Genomic DNA, 22,838 nt, shown 5'->3' on the forward strand with positions numbered 1-22,838 from the left:
AAACTGCCTCAACAGTGTGATAAATTTATCCATAAATACGAAAATCCCGTTCAACTGCAAACATCTCAGTTGAACGGGATTTTTATCTGTAAAGCAAAATAACATTACATTAAAATTGTGCAGATTGGATTCCGAACAGCCGCATGGTGTTTTCCTGGGCCGTGTCGATGAGGGTCTGAGGCTCCATTCCTTTGATTTGAGCTACTCGTTCGGCGGTTTTTTCGATCATAGGGGACCAGCACCGCTTACCTCGAAAGGGCACGGGAGCCATGTAGGGGCAGTCGGTTTCCAAGAGAATCCGGTCAGGCGGCACGATGTCGCAGGCCTCTACGATTTTCCGGGCGTTTGGGAAGGTGATGACCCCGGTAAACCCGATGTAGTACCCCAACCTGACTAAGATTTTCGCCGTCTCCGCCGATCCGCTGTAGCAGTGAACCACCCCGCGGCAGTTGTGTTTTTGGAGCAAATTCAAAGTATCTTGGGTGGCCTCTCTGGTGTGGATGATGATGGGAACGTCCAGCTCTTCCGCCACCTTAAGCTGAAAATCGAATACCTCAATCTGCTTTTCCCGGGGCGACAGGTCGTAATGGTAGTCCAGGCCGATTTCCCCCAAAGCGACCACCTTGGGGTGTCGGAGCATCGCTTTAATTTCCGAAAAATCCTCTTCATTGAAGCTGGAGGCTTCATGGGGGTGATAGCCCACGGCAGCATAGAAAAAAGGGTAACGCTGGGCGAGAGCCGAAGCCTTTTGTGAGGTCTCAAGGTCACAGCCGATGTCGATGACGTTACAAACGCCGTTCTCTGTGAGGGAAGCGATGACTTCCTCCCGGTCAGGGTCGAACCGTTCGTCATCGTAATGGGCGTGGGAATCGAAAATTCCAGAGTACATAGGGGTGGTCCTTTCTTTTTACACAGATATAGGAGTAAAAAATATTTTATTGCGCTTATACCGGTATCCTGTAAACAAAAGATATTTGTTTCTATTGTACCCAACTTTTGAGGGAGGCAATGAGATGCACGATTATTTTGATAAGCTGGTGGGGCAAGAGATTCGGAAAGCGCGTCTCCGAAAAGGTTGGTCACAACGACAGCTGACAGCTAAGAGGCAGGCTGCCGGGTGTCCATATCTGAGCAGTGCATCAGCAAAATTGAGCAGGGTGCGCGGTATATTTTTGTCCTGCAAATCAAGCTGTTTCAGCAGGTATTTGGGAATGCCGCTGGAAGAATTATTCCCCGAAATCCCGGTGGGAGTGCTGGAAATGGAATTGTAATGTCCTTTTTCACGCTTCTAGCGCCTTCAAATGCTCCACGCACTGCTTGGCGACCCTTGGGGACCGACCGCCCCTGCTCAAAGCGAACCGCTCCGCCGCCGCGTCCACTTCGGCGGTGCTGATTTTCAGGCCGTACTGCTTCGACAGATCTCTTGCGATGTCCAGATACTTGTCCTTGCCGGGCTTGAAGAAGGTGATGGTCAGGCCGAACCGGTCGCTTAGGGAAATCATTTCCTCGATGGTGTCGTTTTTGTGGATTTCGTCCCCCTCCCGGTCAGAAAAATTCTCCTTGACCAGGTGGCGGCGGTTGCTGGTAGCGTAGACGACAAGGTTGTCGGCCTTTGCGGACACCGAGCCTTCGAGGATGGCTTTGAGGGCGGCGAAATCGTCGTCGTCTTTCGTAAAGGACAAATCATCAATAAAGAGAATGAATTTTAAGGGATTCCGGCTCAGGTAGTCCACCAGCTTGGGAATTTGGTGGAGCTGCCGCTTCTTGAGCTCAATGAGCCGCAGACCCTGGTTCTTGAATTCATTTGCCACCGCTTTGACGGTAGTGGATTTGCCTGTGCCTGCGTCGCCGTAAAGCAATGCGTTGGCGGCGGGCAGGCCTTTGAGGAGCGCCCGCGTGTTATCGACGACCTCCTGATGCTCCCGGTCGTAACCCGAAAGCTGGGACAGCCGGATGTCGTCTGGGTGTTTCACCGGAACCAGCTCGCCGTCCTCCACCACGAAGGCGGCGTATTTGGCAAAAATACCGTAGCCATGGGCATGGATTTCCTCCATCCGCTGTTTATAGACACTGTAAAAGTCGATATCGTCGGTCTGCCAGCGGGGGAGATGACCCTCATAATCAATTTCCCGGGCAATTTCCTCTCCGGTGACACGGCTCAATCTCCCTAAAATATCCAGCTCTTCCTTGAGGCATTTCTCCAGTTCCGCGCCGGGGTTTTCGTCTTGGGCTTGTTTGAGCATATAAAAGTTTTCGTCTTCCAGCACCAGGGTGAGGAGATATTCGCTCCAATTGAGCGAATGGGGGAAGAGGGAGGCGGCGAAATCAGCGTAGGCGGAAACCGCTTCCTCCACACTTTTCTCCCGGATGTCCGCCAGGGATAACATCCGCTTCACAGTGGGGGTTGCGAGCAGCCTGCGGAAAATTGTCAGGGATTGGGCACTGCGTCTCAGTGATGCCAGTTTATCCATTGTAATCACCATACCTTCTTAAATTTGCCGAGAAACGCGGCAAATTTTGGTGTGAAAAATTTCATTTTCACACCCTATCTAACCCTTTCTATTATATTTCATTTCGATCCATTCTTTTATACTATAGTGTATTTTATTGGGTGGGTCAAGGCAAACCTTATACGAATCCAAAGGGCAGAGGCAGGCTCCCTTCCAGCAAAATACACAAATTGCATAAAATCTCTATTCCTTTTTCGGCACCTTGCCTCATTGTGTTTTTGAACAGACTGTGATAAAATGGTAAATAATTTAGCAGAGGAAAGCTTTAAAGCGTAACGGCAAAAAGCATAAGGCCCTGCGGAAAGAAATGGTGAAAAGGATGCAGCAAGTCATTACCTGGGCAGTGCTGGCAGTTTATCTCGCGGCCATGCTCACAGCGGGCATCGTCGGTGCGAAAAAAGCCAACACCCTGACGAATTTTGTAGTGGGAGGACGGAAGGCGGGCCCCTGGGTATCGGCTTTTGGCTTCGGCACGGCGTATTTCAGCGCAGTTCTGTTTATTGGATACGCGGGTAAATCCGGGTATGACTTTGGCTTGTGGGCCATTTTAATTGGTGTAGGCAATGCCGCCTTCGGCGCGTTTTTGGCCTGGAAGGTGCTGGGAAACCGCACCAGGGAAGTGACCCGCAGACTGAAAATCAAAACCATGCCTCAGTTTTTTGAAAAACGTTTTGACTGCAAAGGACTTAAAATTTTTGCAGTCATCATCATCTTTATTTTTATGACGCCATACTCGGCTAGTGTTTACTCCGGACTGGGGTATCTCTGCGACAATGTGCTGAAGATCGGTTATAACAACGCTATGATTCTCATTGCCGTCGTCGCCGCCATCTACGTGGTATTGGGCGGGTTTGTCTCCTCGATGATCGCCGACTTTATCCAGGGCCTCATCATGATCGTCGGCGTGGTCGCGATGATTTTCTGCATCGCAAATGCCCCGGAAGTGGGCGGTTTTGTGGAAGGCTTCGCCAAAATGGGCGACATTATGTCCCAGAATGGCCTCTATCCACCGACGATGAAAACCATTGTCGGTGTAGGAAGCCTTATCATACTCACTAGCTTCGGCACCTGGGGGATGCCCCAGATGGTACAGAAATTTTACGGTATCGAGACAAAAGAGGGTGTTAAGCGCGCCACTATCATTTCCACAGCTTTTGCCGCTCTGATTTCCTGCGGTGCTTATTTTGTGGGTTCTCTGTCCCGCCTGTTTTTTACTCAGGTACCCCAGGACGTAAGCGGCAAGGCAAACTACGATTTGATTATCCCCCAAATTTTGGGCAGGCTCCCCGATATTTTGCTGGCGGTGATTTTAGTGCTGGTGCTGGCGGCTTCGGTATCTACCCTGAGCGGCATTACGCTGACTTCCTGTTCAGCTGTGGCAATGGACTTTATCGTATCGGTCTTTAAGCCCGACATGGACCGGAAAAAGACCCTCTTGCTGACCAGAGTCCTCTGCCTTTTATTCATTATTTGCTCCTATCTGTTGGCGACGATGAAATCGCCTATCCTTACCCTCATGGCTTTCTCTTGGGGCACTATCTGTGCTACACTGCTGCCCAGTTACCTTTTGGGCCTCTACTGGAAGCGGTTTAACCGTACGGCCTCTATTTGGAGCATGTGCACGGGCCTGCTGACATCCCTGGGACTGGCGATTTTCTCCGGTTTCCAGTCCGGAAATGCTCCGCTCTTTGGAATCATCGCCACTGCGGTCAGCTTTCTTACCTGTTTCATCGTCACCATGGTGACCAAACCTCACGAGGACAATACCGAATTTTTCCTTGAGGCAGCAGAGGAAAGTTCTTCCAATTAGTGCAGAACGGCTTTTCGTACAAAATCGACGCGGGATCGCTTCAAAAATTTCGGTAATGCTCTGAAAGAGGGCTTTTTGCCGGCTATGAGGCATCATATAAAATCAAATTACCGCCGTTTCGATTTATCGCGTTAAACTATTGCATCTTTTGCAGAAATATAGTAAAATAAAAGGACATGGTTCGACAACGGGCCGTGTCCTTTGAGTGTTTTTATTAAATACACCGGGGACATCCGGCTGAAAGGAAGTACGTTTGCAATGTTTTTTCAAAAAGAAATCGAGACAATGAGCCGCGGAGAGATCGAGGCGATTCAGCTTGAGCGCCTGAAATGGGTCGTGGATTACTGCGACCGCAACGTGGAATTTTATCATAAGCGCCTCCAGAAAGCGGGCGTCACCGCCGACAAGATTAAATCTTTAAAGGATGTGCGTCATATTCCCGTCACCACTAAGGAGGACATCCGGGACACCTACCCCTTTGGACTGTTCGCACAGCCCATGAAGAATATTGTCCGTGTCCACGCCTCTTCCGGCACCACCGGAAAGCCTACCGTTGTGGGTTACACCAAAAAAGACCTGGACACCTGGTCCGACCTGGTGGCCCGCCTCTGCGTTGCTGCTGGAGCCAGTGACGAGGATATCGTGCAAATTTCTTTCGGATACGGGCTTTTCACCGGCGCGCTGGGCCTCCATTACGGCCTTGAAAAAATCGGCGCCACTGTGGTGCCCTGTTCCTCTGGCAACACCGAGAAGCAGGTGATGCTCATGAAGGATTTCGGCACCACAGCTCTTGTCAGTACCCCGTCCTATGCCCTACATATGAGTGAAGTCGCCCACGAACACGGCATCACAAACGACCAGCTGCAGCTTCGCCTTGGACTGTTTGGCTCTGAGGGATGTACGCCTGAGATGCGGGATCAGATTGAAAAGAGCTTTGGCGTTTTCGCCACTGACAACTACGGCATGAGCGAGCTGATGGGGCCCGGCGTTTCCGGTGAATGCGAACTCCGCTGCGGCATGCATATTGCCGAGGACCACTTCCTTCCCGAAATCGTCAATCCCGATACCCTGGAAGCGATGGGGGAAGGGGAGACGGGTGAGCTGATCATTACTACCCTGACAAAAGAGGGGTTCCCTATGCTCCGCTACCGCACAAAAGACCTGACGACGATCACCTACGAGCCCTGCGCATGCGGCCGGACCCATGCCCGCATGGAGAAAATTAAGGGCCGCAGCGACGATATGCTGAAAATCCGCGGCGTCAATGTATTCCCGACCCAGATCGAGAGCGTTTTGATGAGCCAGCCCCACATTGGCGGCCATTACGAGCTCGTCATCCGCCGGGAAGGTTACCGGGATACCCTGGAAGTTCGTGTAGAACTGATTAATGGAGATCTTTTGGAGCATTACGGCGAGCTGGAGGCCCTCCGGAACAGCATTCACGCCCAACTAAAGACGGTTCTTGGCATCGAGTCAAAAGTCACCCTCTGTGAGCCCAAGACCCTCGAGCGCTATCAGGGCAAAGCCAAACGCATTATCGACCTGCGGGAACAGAAATAGTGCTGTTAAGGAGAAAGAGATGACTATTTACGTCACCCGTCACGGCCAGACTGCCTGGAACGAGCAGAACATGGTCTGTGGAGCTACCGACATTGCTCTTTCCTCGGCCGGGAAACGGCAGGCGGAAGAGCTGGCCTTAAAAATTAAGGATAAGCCCATTGATCTGGTCTTTTCCTCACCTTTGGTTCGAGCGGCGGAAACAGCGGAAATCCTGTGCCGGTCCCTGCAATTAAAGGCGGTTCCCGATTGCCGTCTTGCTGAACAAAACTATGGAATTTTTGAAGGAGCAAAGCGGGATGACCCAGGCTTTTTGAAAGCCCGCGGACAGTTTGCCCATCGGTTCCCAAAAGGGGAGTCCACCCTTCAGCTGGCTCAGAGGGTATACAGCTTTTTGGACGAGCTTGGGCGGGAATACTCCGGCAAAAACATCCTGTTGGTCTGCCACAACTATACAGCGCGGGTTATCCGCTCCTATTTTGTAGATATGGACAACGAGGAGTTTTTCAGTTATCGTTTAGAACACTGCGCCTTTGAAGAGTATACAGTATAAGGCTGCTTTTTAAGGGATGTATACATACTAAATCAGTTAGAATAAGGAAAGGGTTGAATCATTTGAAGAAGTTAATGTTGGGCAACGAAGCGGTTGCCCGCGGCGTTTATGAAGCGGGAGGAAAAGTGGTATCCAGTTACCCTGGCACTCCCAGCACCGAAATCACGGAATTTTTATCGAAATACGACAACATCTATTCCGAATGGGCGCCCAATGAAAAGGTGGCCTTGGAAGTAGCTATTGGTGCCTCCATTGGTGGACGCCGGTCCTTCTGTGCCATGAAGCACGTGGGGCTCAATGTTGCGGCTGACCCGTTGTTTACCGCATCCTATACCGGTATCAATGCCGGCCTGGTCATCGGCGTCGCAGACGATCCGGGCATGCACTCTTCCCAGAACGAGCAGGATTCCCGCCACTATGCCATGTCTTCGAAAATCCCTATGGTGGAGCCTTCCGACTCCCAAGAGTGCATCGACTACGTGAAAGCGGCTTATCAGCTTTCTGAAAAGTTCGACACGCCGGTGTTGCTGCGTATGTCCACACGTATTGCCCATTCCCAGAGCATTGTCGAGACACGCAAGCCTCTCGATTTGCCGCTCAAGGAATATAATAAAGACCCGGCCAAATATGTAATGATGCCTGGATATGCCAAGCTCAAACATCCAATGGTCGAAAAACGCACCAAAGCCCTTCGGGAGTACGCTGAAACGAGTGCTTTAAATCAAGTTATTCTAAACAAGGGCGCCGACGTAGGCGTGATCTGCGCCGGAACCACCTATACTTATGCTCGTGAGGCTTTAGGAGATAAGGTAAGTTACCTGAAACTGGGGCTGATTCACCCAATGCCTGTCAAATTGATTCAAGACTTTGCTTCCAAGATGAGCAAAGTTTATGTTATCGAGGAACTGGACGACTTTATCGAGACTCACTGTCTGAAGATAGGCGTCCAGGTCATCGGCAAGGAACTGTTCGGATGGATCGGCGAGTTTTCCCAGAAGCTGATTGCCGAAAAAATTCTGAGTGTGACACCGAAAACCTATGCTTTCCAAGAAAACGTTCCAGTCCGTCCGCCTGTTATGTGTGCAGGCTGCCCCCACAGAGGCTTATTCTACACGCTGCAGAAATTGAAGCTCACTGTGTTTGGCGACATCGGCTGCTATACATTGGGCGCCCAGGCACCCCTATCTGCCATCGACACCACTGTTTGCATGGGCGCGTCTATCTCCGGCCTTCACGGCTTTAATACTGCGAGGGGAGAAGAATCCGCCTCCAAATCGGTCTGCGTTATCGGTGATTCTACCTTTATCCATTCCGGAGTCACTGGCCTTATCGACATTGCGTACAACAAAGGTATTTCCACTGTTATCATTCTCGACAACTCCATTACCGGCATGACCGGCCATCAGCAGAATCCCACCACCGGGTACACCATCAAAGGCGACCCCACGGCGGCGGTTTCTCTGGAAAAACTCTGTGCAGCGGTCGGTATCAACCGGGTCCGGGTCTGCGATCCCTATGACCTGAAGGAAACCATGGATGCGGTCAAGGAAGAAATCGCCGTAGCAGAGCCTTCTGTCATCATTTCGAGACGTCCATGTGCCCTTCTCAAATACGTCAAACACAAAGCTCCTTTGAAAATCGACGTTGATAAATGTCGCGGCTGCAAGGCCTGCCTGAAACTGGGCTGCCCTGCCATCAGCGTACCAGATGGCAAAGCTCAAATTGACAATACCCTCTGTGTGGGCTGCGGACTCTGTGCCGATCTCTGCCCCTTTGACGCCATTGTGGAATAAAAGCTCACTGCAATTTCTTTTAACGAAATTAGAGTGAAGGACCGGAAAGGATTGGTATATCCATGAATAAAAATATTATGATTGTGGGTGTCGGCGGACAGGGAAGCCTCCTTGCCAGCAAACTCCTGGGAAACGTGGTCATGGCCTCCGGCTACGATGTCAAAGTATCGGAAGTCCATGGCATGGCGCAGCGCGGCGGCAGCGTCGTCACCTACGTGAAGTATTCTGATAAAAAAGTGTATTCTCCCGTCATCAATGAGGGAGAAGCCGATATGATCATCTCATTTGAATTGCTGGAAGCGGCCCGCTGGCTGCCTTATCTGAAAAAAGGCGGTACCATCATCGTTAATAATCAGCAGATCTCGCCCATGCCCGTCATTACTGGTGCCGCTTCCTACCCGGAGAATATCTTCGACAAGCTGGATGCTATCGTTGACGACCTTATTGTGGTAGATGCCCTGCGCTTGGCTGAAGAGGCGGGAAGCGCCAAAGCGGTCAATGTGGTGCTCATGGGTGTGGCATCGAGAACACTGGGCTTTTCGGAAGAGGCCTGGCAGAACGCTTTGACTGCCTGTGTTCCCGAAAAATTCCTGGAGCTCAATAAAAAAGCTTTTGTTTTGGGACAAAATCGATAATACAGGCGCTCGGACCTGCCGCGAGGGAAGGACAAACGCCTTTGAAAGGAATGGTCAATCATGGGGAACTATTGGAACCCTGAAATCGAGTGCATGTCCCGAGAGGATATGCGCGCTCTCCAGAGTGAACGCCTCATAGACGTGGTGACGAGAGTCTATGAGAATGTACCTCACTATCGTGCCAAGATGGACGCCATCGGCCTCAAGCCGTCGGATATCCGCTCCATCGACGACCTCTGTAAGCTTCCCTTTACAACCAAGCAGGATCTGCGGGACACCTATCCCTATGGGATGTTCGCCGTTCCCATGGACGAGGTGAACAGAATCCATGCATCTTCCGGTACTACTGGCAAACAGACGGTGGTAGGCTACACAGCAAACGATTTAGAGGTTTGGGACGATGTGGTGGCCCGGGCGATTACCAGCGTTGGCGGTGGAAAAAAGGACTTTTTCCACGTTTCTTACGGCTATGGGCTGTTTACCGGAGGTTTGGGCCTTCACGGCGGCGCTACCAAAGTGGGGGCATCTGTAATCCCCGTCTCCACTGGCAACACCAAACGACAGGTGCAGATCCTCAAGGACTTCGGCTCCACTATAATCTCCTGTACCCCGTCCTATGCCCTGTACATTGCCGAAACCATGGAGGAGATGGGGGTAACCCCCGATGATATTCACCTGAAAGCCGGATTTTTCGGCGCTGAGCCTTGGACGGAAGAAATGCGCCGGGAAATCGAACGGCGGCTGGGCCTTAAAGCCTATGATATTTATGGACTCTCTGAAATCATGGGGCCTGGCGTAGCTTGTGAATGCTCCGAACAGGCGGGCATGCATGTGGCGGAAGACCATTTCATCCCCGAGATCATAGACCCCGACACTGGGGAGGTACTGCCTGATGGAGCGGAAGGGGAACTGGTTTTCACCTGTGTCACCAAAGAGGCACTGCCTCTTATCCGTTATCGTACCCGGGATATTGCCAAGCTCAATGTGGAGCCCTGCAAGTGCGGCCGCACCACCGTCCGCATGTGCAAACCCCGCGGCAGAAGCGATGATATGCTGATTATCCGTGGTGTAAATGTATTTCCTTCACAGGTTGAAAGTGTTTTGCTGGAGCTGGGTTTTGCCGCTCCCCATTACCAGCTCATCGTCGATCGGGTCGATAATCACGATACGCTGGAGATTTTGGTGGAGATGGATGCATCCTTCTTCTCCGACACTGTTGCCGGTATCGAGAAAAAAGAGCGGCAGATTCGCAACATGCTGGATTCTACCCTCCAAATCGCCGCGTCGGTCAAGCTGGTGGAGCCGAAATCTCTGGGCCGCACTGAAGGCAAGTCGGTACATGTCATCGACAAGAGAAAACTGATCGATTAAGCGCCTTATAAGGCGCTTAAATCCTTAAATTTCCGTCTTGAGCGCCATATAATGCCCGGTTTTTGCCTTTTGCATAATAAGGGCAAAACCGGTAAAAGATGATTGCAGAAAGGGTGTTCCTTATGATTATCAAGCAGCTCTCTATTTTCGTGGAAAACAAACGGGGCCGTCTGGCCGAAATCACCGAACTTTTGCATGAAGCCCAGGTGGATATCCGCGCGCTTTGTATCGCTGACACCAAGGATTTCGGGATTCTTCGTCTCATTGTGGATGATCCGGACAAAGCGGAAAAGGTACTCAAGGAAAACGACTGTACCGTTTCCCTCACCAATGTTTTGACCATTCGCATTGACGACCAGCCCGGCGGACTGGCCACCCCCATGAAGATTTTAAGCGACTTTGACATCAGCGTCGAGTATATGTACGCTTTTATCTCCAAAGACGTGAATTCCGCTTATGTCATTTTACGGGTAGACGACAACGACCGGGCTATTGAGGTGCTACAGAAAAACGGCGTGACCATGGTTTCCGCTGAGGAAATTTACAACATGTGAGTGCCGATGCCGGGCTTAGAAACTGTAAAATGCCTATTACCAAGCAGTCAATTGAAAACACCTTTGGCATGGAAATGCCAAAGGTGTTTATGCTTGAGTGATTTTCTACATGTATATAGCCGCTCACAGCATCCCGGAAGGGAATTCGACAAAAAACGGAGGAACCCATATGAAGACATCGACTGAAATCGCATCTATCGCCAAACATGTGGGCGAGGAAAAGGCAGTTTTGTACGTTGCCCAGGCCGGTTTCGACGCCTGGGACTTTTCTATGTTTGAAATGGCTCAGTACGATTGGAACAATGGCCGGCTACTGGACACTGACCATCCCTTGCAGAAAAGTAATTACCTTTCCTTTGCAAAAGAGCTGCGGAAGATTGGCGAGGAAAATGGTATCATCTGCAACCAGTCCCATGCTCCTTTTCCTGTCTCTTGCCCCGAAATTAGGAGCTATTTAAAGCGCTCCATCGAATGCACAGCTGAGGCAGGGGGCAAAATTTGCGTCATTCATCCCGACAACAACAAATCCCCAGAGGAAAACGCCGAGATGTTTTGGGAGTTATTGCCTTTTGCAAAACAGCATGGTGTCAAAATAGCCACTGAGAACATGTGGAACTGGAATAGTAAGCGCTGCCACGCAGCTCCTGCAGCCTGTTCCGATGAAAAGAGCTTTTTGGATCATCTGAAGGCGGTGAACGACCCGTACTTGGTGGCCTGTCTGGACATTGGTCACGCAGAGATGGAGGGACTTCACACCTCAGCGGAAAAAATGATTCTGGCACTGGGAGATCAGCTCCAGGCCGTTCATCTTCACGACAACGATCTCCATGACGACAGTCACGCCATTCCCTTTTCGATGAAGATCGATTTTCAGAAAGTGGTGCGGGCGTTGAAAGCCATTAATTATCAGGGATATTTTACCTTGGAGGCGGACACCCATCTGAACGGCAGGCCCTTGGACCAAATAGAGGCGGGCGTCAAAGAGCTGGCGGATTCCGCCAGAAAGCTTGCCGACCTCTTCGACAGCCTGTGATGCCATAAAAAGATGTTTTGACTGGATTGAGGCGAGAGAGTCCTTTTTCCTAATGAATATATGAAAGAAAGCCAGCCGGACCTTTTTAGGCCCGGCTGGCTTTTGCTTATACTTGTTTCCGTACGGGATAGCAGACTTCCGTCACATATTCGTCAGGATTTTGAGTTTCGTGAGGACTCACATGGTAGATGTTGAAAGCCTTTCCCGCAAAAACATAGCCGTTGTCCCCCACCCAGTGCGCCACCGCCTCATTAACAGCGTTCATCTGTTCATAGCTGCCCTTACAGGTAGCCGAAGCTACCTGAATTGGCGGCTCGGTTTTAAAGACGACATTTTCGGTGTCAGGATAGGTTCCCTTCACCGATTTCTGGACCTCTACATCCACGTCGTTTTCTTTAAATTCCCCGTCGTGAAAAATAGCGGTGGTGTAACAAGGGCTTCCATCCTGCATCCGAAGAGGAGCAGTTTCCCGCATGAGGATTTCCCAGAGCATCCCTTCCTTGTCATAAGAGGGAATCACTTTTCGGACGCTTGCCACATACCGTTTTGGAATTTCTTTTAACGTTACTGTATAATTCATTGCATTGTCCTTTCCCAGCCGTTCGAGGGCTGTATCCAGAAGTCGCAGCCGCGTGTGGATATTTTCAGCTTCTTGCAGGGTTTCTTCTTTTTGCCGCAGAAGTCCCTGACGAAAAGCCTCGGTGTCTTCACTCCGGCGCATCAGTTCGGCAATGGCTACCAAACCGAACCCCATGTCCCGCAAGGCAGTGATTCGGTTGGCAGCAGTGAGCTGGGCCTCGCCATAGTGCCGATATCCGGTAAATGGGTCTGTAAACTCGGGAATCAGCAAACCTATTTCGTCGTAATGGCGCAGCATGCGGATACTCACTCTGGATAGTTTTGAAAAATCGCCAATTTTCAGCATATCGTTTCTCCCACATATATGTGTCGTGTGCTCAGGCAATTAAAACCGGTGTCATACATTTTTCTGTTTTTCGTAGAAATCACTGTTATCCGCACGGCCGCTGCGGAATTTTGCGCAGATTCGCTGCGCTTCGAATAAACCTTTTGGTTTATATCATCATTATAGAGTATACCACAGTGTGAGAGTCAATAGGGGATTGGAAAATAAATAAAAAATAGCTGTTCTGTCACATTTTTAAGAAGAATAATCCGTCGTAATGCTAAAATAATACCCAAAAAAGGAAGTTATTTCGACAAATTATGTATAATATGTTGCATAATCGTTTATAATATGTTATCATATATCCAAAATATGTCCAAACAGGCTTTGTTTGGACTCGAAGGGATGTTGCACGAATGGTAGGAACTTTTTGGGCGCTGGTCCCGCCGATTATTGCAATCGGGCTGGCGCTGATCACAAAGGAAGTTTATTTCTCCCTGCTTTTGGGAATCCTGGCCGGCGGTCTGTTTTACACCAATTTTCACATTGGCGAAACGATGGAGACTTGCATCAACGTCATGTCGGAAAAAGTGGGCGAAAATGTGCCGATTCTGATTTTTCTCGTCCTGCTGGGAATGATCGTGGCACTGGTCACCAAATCTGGAGCCTCACGGGCCTACGGAAAATGGGCGACCAAATCCATCAAGACCCAGAGAGGCGCTTTGTTTGCCACTGCGGGCCTGGGTGCTTTAATTTTTGTTGACGATTATTTCAACTGCCTGACTGTAGGAACCGTTATGGGCCCTGTTACCGACAGGCACAAGGTTTCCCGGGCGAAGCTCGCCTATATCATCGACGCTACAGCGGCTCCGGTGTGCATCATCGCCCCGATATCCAGCTGGGCGGCGGCTGTGACATCCTCTCTTCCGGAGGGAAGCACCATCGACGGCTTCAATCTTTTTCTGCGGACGATTCCTTTTAACCTCTATGCTTTGCTGACCCTTCTCATGGTGGCGTTTATCATCTTCTTCAAATTTGACTTCTCCAAGATGAAAAAATATCAGACTGCCCATGAAAAAGAAGGAAGCCACTTTGAGATCGAAGAGGAAGACGACGGCAAGAAGGGCAAAATCTGCGATTTGATTATCCCCATCATCATGCTCATCGTGGTTTGTATCCTTTGCATGCTGTACACAGGCGGGATTCTGGAAGGCAAAGGCATCATCGCAGCTTTTTCCGACTGCAGCGCTGGTATGTCGTTAGCCATGGGCGGATTTATCAGTATCGTCCTCATAGGACTTTTGTATCTGCCCCGTAAAATCATCACTTTCACCGAATTCGCCGAAAGCCTAGTGGAAGGCTTTAAAGCAATGGTTCCCGCCATTCTTATTTTGACATTGGCCTGGACACTGAGCGGCCTCTGCCGCGCCGAGTATCTGGACGCGGGTGGATTTGTCGGCAACTTGGTAGGCGGCAGCAGCATGGCTATGGGCCTGATGCCCGCCATCCTTTTCCTGGTGGCTTTGGGCCTTGCTTTTGCCACTGGAACCTCTTGGGGCACCTTCAGCATTCTGGTTCCTATCGCCATGGCGATTTTCGGCGGCCAGGACAGCCAGATTCTCGTCATTTCCGTTGCGGCGATTTTGGCGGGTGCGGTCTGTGGCGACCATATTTCACCCATTTCCGATACGACCATCCTCTCATCGGCGGGTGCCCGCTGTAATCACTTGGATCACGTATCTACTCAGATTCCCTACGCCTTGCTGGTAGCCGGAGTGTGCTTTGTCGGTTATCTCATCTCTGGTTTAACTGGAAATGGCTGGCTGGGACTTGGGTTCGGTATAGTGGCATTGATTGTGATTCTGACTGTCATTATGCAGACGCAAAAAAACCGTGCCGTTCAGAAGGCGGATACAGAAAACTCATAATATTGTTGTCTGTATAAACGGTTTTGGATATTCCACGAAGATGTAAAATGAAAATCCCCTCTGAATGTCAGAGGGGATTTTTTCGCGTGGGTTTATGTAGAATAATATACACTTTCTGCTGTGGCTATAATGAAAATCAACATCGGTTATTTCTGATCCAATGAAGGAGCATTCTGTCTGCGAATGCCGGCGGATTTCAGCTCCTGGAGAAGCACTTGGATATCCAGGGGTTTTACGAGATAGGCGGTCATGCCGGTTGCCATTGCTTGATCCCGGTCTTCCTCAAATGCGTTGGCCGTCATGGCGAGGATGGGCACAGAACGGCTGTCGGACCGAGAAAGTGCCCGAATCTGCCGGGTAGCTTCCAGTCCGTCCATGACAGGCATCCGGATATCCATTAAAACAGCCAGATAGGAGCCGATAGGGGACTCCTCAAATTTTTCTACAGCAACTTTTCCGTTCTCAGCGGTATCTACCAGTAAACCGTGCATTTCCAGCAAGGCTTTGGCGATTTCCATGTTGAGCTCGTTGTCTTCCACAAGCAGAACACGCTGCTGATGGAAGGTAAATTTTTTTAGGCTGTCATCGGTGGTCAGGTGTGAGGTTTCCAGCTGGACAAAGGCGTCATAAATAGAAGAGCGCAGCAGCGGCTTTGATATGAAATAATCTGCACCGGCAGTGCGAGCTTCATTTTCGATTCCACTCCAATCGTAGGCGGAAATAATAATAATTGTTGTCTCCGGACCGACGATTTGGCGAATACGCCTTGTTGTCTCGATACCATCCATATCCGGCATTCGCCAGTCGATCATGGCGATATCGTAGTCTTGTTTCAATTGGCGGGCACGCCGCACTTCATCCAGCGCCTTCCATCCGGAATTGACCCAGACACACTGGGCGCCGATGTCTCCAAGAATAGCGGCCGTCTGTTCTCCTACCAGGGGATCGTCGTCCACCACGAGTACGCTCAGGTCTTTGAGCAGTTCCTTGGCTTTCCGATCCTGTTCCCGCTGCTCGTCGTCCTCCACCACCAGAAAGGGTAGGGTGACAGTGAAAGTAGTCCCCGCGCCTTTTTCGCTCTCCACCTGAATATCGCCGCCCATCAGCTGAACAAAATTGTAGACGATGGAGAGCCCCAGGCCGCTTCCCACGTTGTTGCGGGCATTTTCGGTAGATTCTTGCTCAAAGGGACGGAAAATACGGGACAAAAATTCCTGGGACATGCCGATACCAGTGTCAGAAACACTGAAAGATAGATAGGAATAGCCGTTGGCGCGCTGAGCTTCTTGGATGTCCAAGACGATTTTTCCGCCAGGTGCGGTAAATTTCAGTGAATTGGAGAGAAGGTTGATGAGAACCTGCTTTAATCGGAGGGCATCTCCTATGTATTGCCGTTCCAACCGTTCGTGATGGTGCAGTTCAAATTCGATTTGCCGCTCCAAAGCCTGAGGAAAAACGATCAGGTTGATTTCCCGCAGCAGGTCAGGAAAGTCGAAGAGCTCGTTTGCGATGTTCATCTTGCCGGTTTCGATTTTGGACATGTCGAGAATGTCGTTGATGATGGACAGCAGGTATCGGGAAGAGGTATCGATTTTCTGAAAGCAGTCCAGTACCCGCCGAGTGTCGTCCAGGGCCAGCTGCCCGATGGTACTCATGCCGATAATGGCGTTCATAGGGGTACGGATATCGTGGCTCATCCGGGATAAAAAGTCGGACTTGGCGCTGTTGGCAGCTTCTGCGGAGGCGAGAGCGTCACGGAGCAGCTGTTCCTGCCGGGCTTTCTCGGCTCGCTGGGAGTCCAGAACCTTCAGGAGAAAAATTGCCAGCACATCGTCATTTAGAGGATTGTCAACAGCAATCATCTGGATAGAGATCCAGTGATACTGGTCATCTACTCCTATCTCCTGAAATTCCATGTAGATTTCCCGCTGACCTTGGGCGAATTTTTCCATCACCGATTCCCGACAGAAAGCGGCGGTAAAATCCTTTCGGTAGGAAGGATAGATTCGGGGGAGTGTGTACTGCATTATCATATCATCATAGAGCCCCTGGAACCCGAAGGGGGTGTATATCCGTTGTTCGTCTATGAAGCAGTTATAGCTGTCCTGTGTGAGGTTCACATTCAAAATCAGGGGATATACGCTACAGATTGCCGCACGGAGGGAACGGTTTTCAATGAGCCGGTCCTTTTCTTGGGCCAACTGCAACTCTTTCATCTGGGTTACATCGGTAAATACCGCCTGAATCACTTCTAAGCCATCGGCGTTTTTAAGCCGCTGCATCATTACGCTAATCCAGGCTGTGGAACCGCTTTGACGGCGGCATTCCCGGTTATAGGAAACCGATGTGCCGTCCAGCTTTAGAGAAGCAATAAGCTGAATGATTTGGGCACGGTCCCTCTCCAAAACGGCCTCGAGAGGACTTTGAAAGCGGGCACGGTATTCTGCTTCTGACTGAAAGCCGTAAAACTCCCAAACCATTCGGTTTAAGTTGATAATTTGGTGTGATGGATCGGTCGTAAACTGAAGGATACCGCAGGGTATGGTGTTATACAGCTGCGATAAAAAACGGGCTTGCTGTTCCACTTCCTGGTTGACTCGGACAATTTCCAGATCTCTTTTCTTCCGTTCACTGATGTCTGAAATAAAGCAGTAGATGACCTTTTCTCCATCCGGGTCGTCAATGAGTTTGCCGAAGTCAGCCACCCAGATGATACTGCCGTCCTTGCGAACCACACGGTACTCCGTACAGTAGGATTCTCCGCTTACGATGGAAGCGCAGTAGCGAGCTTTCATCTCAGAGAAGTCGTCGGAATAGATGAATTCCTTACAGGAGGCGGGGGCGTTTAGCTCCCCCTCTTCATAGCCCAGAAATCTATAAAGCCCCTCACTGGCCCATTTGAAACAAAACATTTCGTCCGGACGGCAGACGAGCATTCCCCCGGGAAGCTGGGACAGCATCAGTTCGATCTGGCGGTCCCGTTGGGTGATGATGCCTTGCAGTTTTTGATAAGCTTCCTTTGCAAACTGGGCGGCAAAGAGCTCATCGTCGCTGAGGCCGGCAAAGGGAACCGAATTGTGGATATGTACCGTCTGATATCGTGCATCCGCCCGTTCAAATATAAAGGTGATCCTCTGGTTGATGTTGAGATACGCTTCGGCCCCTTCTATGCTTTTGAGCCAAAAGGTTGCCTCGCAGAGAAAAGCGCTATCTCCCAACTGTCGCGTAATATATTGCTCATTTTCCATCCGGCAGGGGAGCAGGTCCTCCACACCGCCCCGGAAAAAGGCCGCTACCGCTTCTGCGCCCTCCGCCTTCATTTTTTCTCCCGCGCCCAGCCAGATGATGTCGGGCGCAAAAGTGGAAATCAGCAGCTCTACCTGAGAATCACAAAAATAACTCTCCAAAATATTATGGGCGAATTCTTCGATTTCCTGCCGTATCAGTTCAGTCATATTCTGCCGTCTCCTTTGTGGCCGCTGCTAAAATATTCAGCTCGTGTTCATAATCAATCGGGGATGCGCTTTTATACTGGTCGTTCCGACGCGAGCAAAGCGTAATATCAGGTGTCGCAAACGCCCTGGTTATTTCAGTCCGCATGCCGCAGGGGACCTTCGTACAGCATGCCGTATTTTTTCATCACTGCGCCGGAGTGTGTGTTTCGGGGATCATGTCTCGCCTCAATGCGGTTGAATCCCACTTGGTCGAATAGGAAATCCATCACCCGTTTGAGGGCTTCCGAGGTGATTCCCTCATGCCACCACCGCTTCCCGATAGCGTAACCGGCTTGAGCCGTTGCGATACGGTTATCCTGGGAGACGACACTGACGCAGCCGATGGGCTCCGACAAATTTTTTGGCACAATTGCCCACTGGTAAAATAATCCGGCTTCGAATAGCTTTCCACCCCTTCCGTCAGCACACATCGGCTCATATCCGTGCTTTGATGGGCGGGCCATGCAAGGTATTTTGTCACTTCCTCGTCGGAACCTCAGTTGAGTAGATGGCTTCCGCGTCGTCCAGCGTAAATCTCCGCAACAGGAGCCGCGGTGTTCCGGTTCTTTTGTCCTCTGATGCTTTATGCGGCACCTCCTTGCGTCGTTACGGATTAGTCCTATTGTTCTCGTTCTTCACGGGACAGAGTGTTAAAACCGCTGACCAGTATGCCCCTTTTTCCTTTAAAAGGGAAAAACAGTGGCCAATGCCAGAAAAATGACCTCCATAACAATGCAGACAATGACACCGGTGTTTATCGTACGGCCTCTTTTGAGACAGCCTTTAAGCAATTTCAACGGATGTGTTTATTATAGCACAGAAAATACCTGGCGAAAAGAAAATTTGGGGATTGTTTTCTCAAACGCCCCCTAAAATATCAAAAAAGCAGGTCCCAAAGACTGGGAACCTGCTTTTTCCGAAAATGAAGCGTTTATGGGTAAGGGGGAGAGTGTTGCTGCCTCGTTCCTTGCTGCTGAGCTTCTATTTCCGAACGATAGTGAGATTGTCCAGGATAAAGTTGTCGTAATCGCTGTTTTTGGGGGCATTTTCGTTCATATGGGTATGTGCGTAAATACCAAACCAGGTCTGGCCGTTCTTATCGCCGGTGATGGTGAACTTGGCGCGGCCGGGTTTGCCGCCCATAGCCACCGACAGGGGAATGAGTTTTTGAGGGGTGCCGGAAATCTCACCATTTCCCACAGCGATAGCGTAGCCATTTTGGACGCCCATCTCGTAATCAAAGCTCACTTCATAAGTGACGCCGGGCTCGAACCGGAAATTCTGGGGGATGGTTTGATACACCAGCTTGTTTTTGCCCGCCATGTCGTAAACTTTCAGCGACCAGTTGCCGCCGATGACGTCGTCAAGCTTTTTGGCGTCCCAGCCTGACTGGGTGTAAGGGGCGTGCTTTTCGGCCAGGTGTTGGCGGTTATCGATGGGGCCTTCGATGCCGGACACCACGAAGGGGTATTCGCCCTGGACGGCGTTTTCGAAGTCTTGAGTGAATTTCGTCACCTTCCCGTTGCCGTCATAGGTAAAGTTTGAGGCTTTGTCTTCTACGACCCGCACATCATCAAAATAGGTGTTTCCGCTGCCCGCCTCCCGGCTCAGTGTTAAAACGGCACTGCCGTCGCCGGGAGCGGTGAAGAAGGCGTACATGTTCTGGAAATAGCTCGTACTGCCTTCGGCTGGGTATTTGATATTATGGACGTTTGCGCCGATGTAGTTTTGGGCGATGGAGCGGTTAGTGTGATTGGAGCCCAGAACCTTTCCGCTAGAATCTGTGACGATGATGGAGGCTTTCGCATCGCTGCGATTGTCCACGCCCACGTAAACGGCGTATTTCTTTCCGGCGGTGAGCCCGGTCATAGTTTGCTTGACCAGAGCCTGCCCGCTCATTTTCAACATGGGGATTTGGTAACCGGTCTGATACCGCTCCGCATTTCCGGAGACCGTCCAGTTATCAGAAAGGTTTGCGGCATTAAAGGAGACGTCCTTTAGGTGGGAGCCGGTACTCCAGGAAACCGTCAGAGCCTCGGAATTGCCCCGCGTGACGACATAAGGGGTGTTGGCCTTGGCGTTTAAGGTAATTTTTCCATTTTTCACCGGTACCACGGTTTCGTTCATTCTGCCGTTGTCGGTGAGCTCGTAGACCGTTACCTCTTTGAGGCCTTTCCAGCTGGACACAAGCTGCCAGGTGGTTTCGCCGCCCTGATTGTTATAATGGTAAAGCTTTTCTTTATCGGCACTGACCCGCTCTCCGGTGGAAGCATCCCAGAACCAGGGGAGGAGGTAGGACATGGTGCCGGGGAGTTTGGTGTCGGTCTCACCGGGTTTGGGCGCGCCCTGCAAGATGGTGACGCCATTTAGGGTGATGACCCGGGAGCGGTAGTTGAGTTTCTGGGCCTCGGTTATGTAGGAGAATGTCTTATCGGCCTTGCTATCGGTACCGCGGGTGACGACGACGGTGTTTTTCCGGTCGCTATCCTGCAAGGTGATCTGCGCTTCCGGCAGCCAGCTTTTCATCTGATTGGAAAAGGTCCAGGCTTTTTCGTTGTAGGGGAGGGCCACGGGCTGCTCGGCGTTCTGCCATTTCATCACGTCGTAGTGCTGTAAAAATTTCGACGGCAGCACCTGGTTAAAGATATTCTCGATGGTGCGGGCGTAGGTGGCCTCTTTCTGCCATCCCTCGAAGCCTTGCATGGGGGAACCGCCCAGCAGCGGGGCATTGGCTACGCCGCCGTAATGGGGGTAGTCGGGCAGGAAGCAGTCTTTGTAGCCGTTAAAGAGGAATCGGAGCACCTCGCTGTTGTACTTTGCTTTGTCAGCGCCTGTGCCGTTTGAGTAATCGCTGACCCAGTGGAGATAGGTGGCGTCCCATTCGTTTGCGTAGGCCCATTCCTGCGCGATGCGCCAGCCGTTGCTGGTGATCTCCTCGCTGAGTTTACGGGTCTGCCAGGCGTCCTCCGAACCGGACCGCTGGTTGCCCCAGATATCCACGTAGATAAAGTCCACCCGGTTGCCGACGATATTTTTAAGGCTCTGGAGGCGGGAAGCACGCTCGCCGGTGGCCATATCCCGCAGGCTGTTCATGGTGACGGCTTGGTCGATCCATTGCCAGCCGTAGGCGAGATTTCCGCTGGTATCCCGGAGCATGGCCTCGGTTTTAAAAGCCTTGGATTCTGGGTAGAATTCTCCGGCGTTGATGTGGAGTCCAAAGCGGGCGTTCAGTTTTTTCCCTTCGTTCAGCAGGGTGTTAAAGTCGTCGATGCCGCCCATTCGGGTTCCGATATTGTCATAGTCGGGATGCCCCGAGTCGTGGCCCTCGCTCTGGTAGCCTTTTAAGAGAATGCCCTGTCCCAGGCCGTCGGTGTTCAGGTAAACCCTTTTTGCGTTGTCGAGGGTGGTGAGAAAGGGATTCTGGGCTTGGCTTCCGAAGTTCATAACCACCCGGGTGCCGATGATGTCCCGGATTTCTTTCCCTTTATAAGGGATGTGAATGATAGTATCTCGGGCGGCGATGGCGCCGTCCTGCCAGTTGATATATCGGTCGCCGTTTTCGTCTCCTGTGATGACCACCTTAGCGGTAAAAGGCATTTCGTTTTTCCCTGGGCCCACCACCCGTTTTTCTGCCGGGATGGCGGAAACGGCGTAGGAGTTATCGTAGCTGTCGCTGACTATGCGGTCGTAGTACCACAGGGCGCTTCGGAGGCCGACGCTAACTACGCCTGACTGATTTTCCACCGAGGCGACTACCCGGTAGTTGTCGGAACCGCCGCCGGCAGTTCCGACCTGGGAGTTGCTGGACAGTCCGGCGCTCAGTTCCTTATTAGATACAAAGGCGTAAAAATAGCCTTTTCCGTTTGCTGACTGGGCCGCAGTGGCAGGGTAGAATTCGTCTCCACGGGAAGTGGTGTCGGTGCCGAAGCGGGCGCCTTTCAAATTGGCGTCGGCCTGGTTTGAACGGACAGAAACCAAACTGTGATCGGGGATTTCGATGCTCTGGAAAGGATTTTTCAGCCGGTCCGTCCTGCTGTCGATCTTGGTGATCTGGAAGGTGAGGACATTTCCTTCCACAAAAAGCTCTGCCGTGATATCGGCGTCTATTTTATTGGCGGCGTCCTTTGCCGTCATATTGTAAACAATCTTTTTGCCGTCGGATGACCGGAAGGATTTGACTGTGGGTTTTACGTCGACGCCGTTGATGCGTAGGGTGTCCAGCTTTTTCTCCTGGCCGCTCATTTTATTGCCCTTAATGGAGCCTTTTTGCATGGTATATTCGATGACCCGGGGGAAGCTTGTGTCGACCAGGGCGTCCATCTGGCCGGAGGACAGGGTAAGGGTGGGGGTGGAAGCAGTGTTGATGGACTGTTGAGCGCCTGTCCCTGCCGACAGGCCGGAAGCGTAGACAGTGCCGTCAGACGCGAACGCTTGATTGCCCGTACCTTGGTCGCAGGAGGTGAGAGGCATCGACGCCAGCGCGAAGCAAAGTGTGAAGGGGATGAGCCATTTGCGGCGTTTATTACTTTTCATATCTTTCGATCTCCTTTATGGCTTTGTTATAACATCTTTTGGTAAATATGTCAACAAAAGCGTGTTTTGATTATGACTGTATTCTATTTTGTTTATTGTATAGAATACCATAGAAAAGACAAAAAGGTTTCTTTTTTCTTCCAGAAATGTGATTTGCTGGAAA

At 51.0% G+C, this 22,838-nt stretch carries 16 protein-coding genes; 10 read left to right on the forward strand and 6 right to left on the reverse strand.

The genetic code is table 11. The features are described 5' to 3' along the window. Nucleotides 1-109 precede the first annotated feature (109 nt). The gene (locus H8710_RS04450) at nt 110-889 is read right to left on the reverse strand and encodes a TatD family hydrolase (RefSeq protein WP_249294212.1); all 780 of its coding nucleotides are present in this window, start codon (nt 887-889) and stop codon (nt 110-112) included. Between the two features lie 124 nt (nt 890-1,013). Here H8710_RS04450 and H8710_RS04455 point away from each other — a divergent pair, with 124 nt between their 5' ends. After that, nucleotides 1,014-1,271 (forward strand): hypothetical protein, encoded by a 258-nt coding sequence (locus H8710_RS04455; RefSeq protein WP_249294213.1) that lies wholly within the window; start codon nt 1,014-1,016, stop codon nt 1,269-1,271. Between the two features lie 9 nt (nt 1,272-1,280). Here H8710_RS04455 and H8710_RS04460 read toward each other — a convergent pair whose 3' ends face one another. Then, nucleotides 1,281-2,471, reverse strand: coding sequence for an ATP-binding protein (locus tag H8710_RS04460; protein WP_249294214.1), 1,191 nt, complete (start codon nt 2,469-2,471; stop codon nt 1,281-1,283). Nucleotides 2,472-2,829: 358 nt separating this feature from the next. Here H8710_RS04460 and H8710_RS04465 point away from each other — a divergent pair, with 358 nt between their 5' ends. The 8 genes from H8710_RS04465 to H8710_RS04500 all read left to right on the forward strand — a co-directional run bounded on the left by H8710_RS04465 (nt 2,830) and on the right by H8710_RS04500 (nt 11,816). Further along, nucleotides 2,830-4,320: a sodium:solute symporter family protein gene (locus H8710_RS04465; RefSeq protein WP_249294215.1), complete on the forward strand. Its 1,491-nt coding sequence runs from the start codon at nt 2,830-2,832 to the stop codon at nt 4,318-4,320. A 258-nt stretch (nt 4,321-4,578) separates the two neighbouring features. Next, a complete protein-coding gene (locus H8710_RS04470; RefSeq protein ID WP_249294216.1) occupies nt 4,579-5,880 on the forward strand; it encodes a phenylacetate--CoA ligase family protein in 1,302 nt (433 codons plus the stop codon). Nucleotides 5,881-5,899: 19 nt separating this feature from the next. Next, nucleotides 5,900-6,430, forward strand: a complete 531-nt coding sequence (locus tag H8710_RS04475) for a histidine phosphatase family protein (protein ID WP_249294217.1) — start codon at nt 5,900-5,902, stop codon at nt 6,428-6,430. 62 nt (nt 6,431-6,492) lie between these two features. After that, nucleotides 6,493-8,223: an indolepyruvate ferredoxin oxidoreductase subunit alpha gene (gene iorA, locus H8710_RS04480; protein ID WP_249294218.1), complete on the forward strand. Its 1,731-nt coding sequence runs from the start codon at nt 6,493-6,495 to the stop codon at nt 8,221-8,223. A gap of 62 nt (nt 8,224-8,285) precedes the next feature. Beyond that, the gene (locus H8710_RS04485; protein ID WP_249294219.1) at nt 8,286-8,858 is read left to right on the forward strand and encodes an indolepyruvate oxidoreductase subunit beta; all 573 of its coding nucleotides are present in this window, start codon (nt 8,286-8,288) and stop codon (nt 8,856-8,858) included. 60 nt (nt 8,859-8,918) lie between these two features. Beyond that, entirely contained in the window at nt 8,919-10,229 is a 1,311-nt protein-coding gene (locus H8710_RS04490) for a phenylacetate--CoA ligase family protein (RefSeq protein WP_249294220.1), read from the forward strand. Between the two features lie 122 nt (nt 10,230-10,351). Then, nucleotides 10,352-10,783 (forward strand): ACT domain-containing protein, encoded by a 432-nt coding sequence (locus H8710_RS04495; RefSeq protein ID WP_249294221.1) that lies wholly within the window; start codon nt 10,352-10,354, stop codon nt 10,781-10,783. A gap of 169 nt (nt 10,784-10,952) precedes the next feature. After that, nucleotides 10,953-11,816 carry a sugar phosphate isomerase/epimerase family protein gene (locus tag H8710_RS04500; RefSeq protein WP_249294222.1) on the forward strand — a complete coding sequence of 288 codons (864 nt, stop codon included), beginning with the start codon at nt 10,953-10,955 and terminating at the stop codon, nt 11,814-11,816. A gap of 106 nt (nt 11,817-11,922) precedes the next feature. Here the strand turns inward: H8710_RS04500 and H8710_RS04505 are convergent, their stop codons facing one another. Next, the gene (locus H8710_RS04505) at nt 11,923-12,741 is read right to left on the reverse strand and encodes a MerR family transcriptional regulator (protein WP_249294223.1); all 819 of its coding nucleotides are present in this window, start codon (nt 12,739-12,741) and stop codon (nt 11,923-11,925) included. A 395-nt stretch (nt 12,742-13,136) separates the two neighbouring features. On the opposite strand from H8710_RS04505, the gene H8710_RS04510 reads away from it, so the two are divergent. After that, nucleotides 13,137-14,648, forward strand: coding sequence for a Na+/H+ antiporter NhaC family protein (locus H8710_RS04510; RefSeq protein WP_249294224.1), 1,512 nt, complete (start codon nt 13,137-13,139; stop codon nt 14,646-14,648). Nucleotides 14,649-14,794: 146 nt separating this feature from the next. Here H8710_RS04510 and H8710_RS04515 read toward each other — a convergent pair whose 3' ends face one another. The 3 genes from H8710_RS04515 to H8710_RS04525 all read right to left on the reverse strand — a co-directional run bounded on the left by H8710_RS04515 (nt 14,795) and on the right by H8710_RS04525 (nt 22,675). Continuing rightward, nucleotides 14,795-18,103 (reverse strand): response regulator, encoded by a 3,309-nt coding sequence (locus H8710_RS04515; RefSeq protein ID WP_249294225.1) that lies wholly within the window; start codon nt 18,101-18,103, stop codon nt 14,795-14,797. A 134-nt stretch (nt 18,104-18,237) separates the two neighbouring features. Continuing rightward, a complete protein-coding gene (locus H8710_RS13450) occupies nt 18,238-18,510 on the reverse strand; it encodes a GNAT family N-acetyltransferase (protein WP_346727089.1) in 273 nt (90 codons plus the stop codon). Nucleotides 18,511-19,123: 613 nt separating this feature from the next. Next, entirely contained in the window at nt 19,124-22,675 is a 3,552-nt protein-coding gene (locus H8710_RS04525; protein ID WP_249294226.1) for an endo-alpha-N-acetylgalactosaminidase family protein, read from the reverse strand. Nucleotides 22,676-22,838 lie beyond the last annotated feature (163 nt).

This window comes from Fumia xinanensis (genome assembly GCF_014384905.1).
GTDB classification, from domain to species: Bacteria; Bacillota; Clostridia; order Oscillospirales; family Ruminococcaceae; genus Fumia; species Fumia xinanensis.

Excerpts from the sequence above, each read along its gene's own strand:
- H8710_RS04450 (WP_249294212.1), bottom strand. The coding sequence starts at position 889 with ATGTACTCTGGAATTTTCGATTCCCACGCCCATTACGATGACGAACGG.
- H8710_RS04455 (WP_249294213.1), top strand. The coding sequence starts at position 1,014 with ATGCACGATTATTTTGATAAGCTGGTGGGGCAAGAGATTCGGAAAGCG.
- H8710_RS04460 (WP_249294214.1), bottom strand. The coding sequence starts at position 2,471 with ATGGATAAACTGGCATCACTGAGACGCAGTGCCCAATCCCTGACAATT.
- H8710_RS04465 (WP_249294215.1), top strand. The coding sequence starts at position 2,830 with ATGCAGCAAGTCATTACCTGGGCAGTGCTGGCAGTTTATCTCGCGGCC.
- H8710_RS04470 (WP_249294216.1), top strand. The coding sequence starts at position 4,579 with ATGTTTTTTCAAAAAGAAATCGAGACAATGAGCCGCGGAGAGATCGAG.
- H8710_RS04475 (WP_249294217.1), top strand. The coding sequence starts at position 5,900 with ATGACTATTTACGTCACCCGTCACGGCCAGACTGCCTGGAACGAGCAG.
- H8710_RS04485 (WP_249294219.1), top strand. The coding sequence starts at position 8,286 with ATGAATAAAAATATTATGATTGTGGGTGTCGGCGGACAGGGAAGCCTC.
- H8710_RS04490 (WP_249294220.1), top strand. The coding sequence starts at position 8,919 with ATGGGGAACTATTGGAACCCTGAAATCGAGTGCATGTCCCGAGAGGAT.
- H8710_RS04495 (WP_249294221.1), top strand. The coding sequence starts at position 10,352 with ATGATTATCAAGCAGCTCTCTATTTTCGTGGAAAACAAACGGGGCCGT.
- H8710_RS04500 (WP_249294222.1), top strand. The coding sequence starts at position 10,953 with ATGAAGACATCGACTGAAATCGCATCTATCGCCAAACATGTGGGCGAG.
- H8710_RS04505 (WP_249294223.1), bottom strand. The coding sequence starts at position 12,741 with ATGCTGAAAATTGGCGATTTTTCAAAACTATCCAGAGTGAGTATCCGC.
- H8710_RS04510 (WP_249294224.1), top strand. The coding sequence starts at position 13,137 with ATGGTAGGAACTTTTTGGGCGCTGGTCCCGCCGATTATTGCAATCGGG.
- H8710_RS04515 (WP_249294225.1), bottom strand. The coding sequence starts at position 18,103 with ATGACTGAACTGATACGGCAGGAAATCGAAGAATTCGCCCATAATATT.
- H8710_RS04525 (WP_249294226.1), bottom strand. The coding sequence starts at position 22,675 with ATGAAAAGTAATAAACGCCGCAAATGGCTCATCCCCTTCACACTTTGC.